Consider the following 939-nt stretch of genomic DNA (forward strand, 5'->3'; position numbering starts at 1 on the left):
CCGCTGCCTTCAGCGCAGTGTCAGTCAGAACGCTTTGAGGATGTCTTCGACGCGGGTTTTGGCGTCGCCGAAGAGCATCTGGGAATTGTCGCGGTAGAACAGGGGGTTCTGGACGCCTGCGTAGCCGGCGGCCATGGAGCGTTTGAACACGATGACGTTCTCGGCTTCCCAGACGCGCAGGACGGGCATCCCGGCGATGGGGCTTCCCGGATCCTCGGCGGCGGAGGGGTTCACGGTGTCGTTGGCGCCGATGACCAGGACCACGGAGGTGTCACCGAGGTCGTCGTTGATTTCGTCCATTTCCAGGACGATGTCGTACGGGACCTTGGCTTCGGCGAGGAGGACGTTCATGTGTCCGGGCAGGCGCCCGGCGACGGGGTGGATGCCGAACCGGACGTTCACGCCCTTCTCGCGGAGCTGGTGGGCGAGTTCGGCGACGGGGTACTGGGCCTGGGCCACTGCCATGCCGTAGCCGGGGGTGATGACCACGGACGAGGCGTTGGCCAGCATTTCGGCGGTGGCCTGGGCGGTGATTTCGCGGTGTTCGCCGTACTCCGCGTCCGCCGCGGCGGGGGCTGCGATGCCGAAGCCGCCGGCGATCACGGAGATGAAGGACCGGTTCATGGCCTTGCACATGATGTAGGACAGGTACGCACCGGAGGAGCCCACCAGGGCGCCGGTGATGATGAGCAGGTCGTTGTTCAGCAGGAAGCCGGCCGCGGCTGCGGCCCAGCCGGAGTAGCTGTTGAGCATGGAGACGACCACGGGCATGTCGCCTCCGCCGATGGAGGCCACCAGGTGCCAGCCCAGTCCCAGCGCCAGGATGGTGACGACGATGAGCAGCCAGAGCTGGGAATCGTTGACGTACCAGACGGTCAGGGCGATGAACGCGGCCAGCGCCCCGAGGTTGATGACGTTTTTGCCCGGCAGCATCAGCGG

General features: G+C 66.1%; 1 protein-coding gene. It reads right to left on the minus strand.

Annotated features, from left to right (window positions below):
* Window positions 1-24: 24 nt before the first annotated feature.
* Window positions 25-939, minus strand: a 915-nt coding sequence (locus DBR22_RS04265) for an NAD(P)(+) transhydrogenase (Re/Si-specific) subunit beta (RefSeq protein WP_181365018.1), incomplete at its 5' end; no start/stop codon positions are given.

This window comes from Arthrobacter sp. HMWF013 (genome assembly GCF_003061105.1).
Classification (GTDB): Bacteria; Actinomycetota; Actinomycetes; order Actinomycetales; family Micrococcaceae; genus Arthrobacter.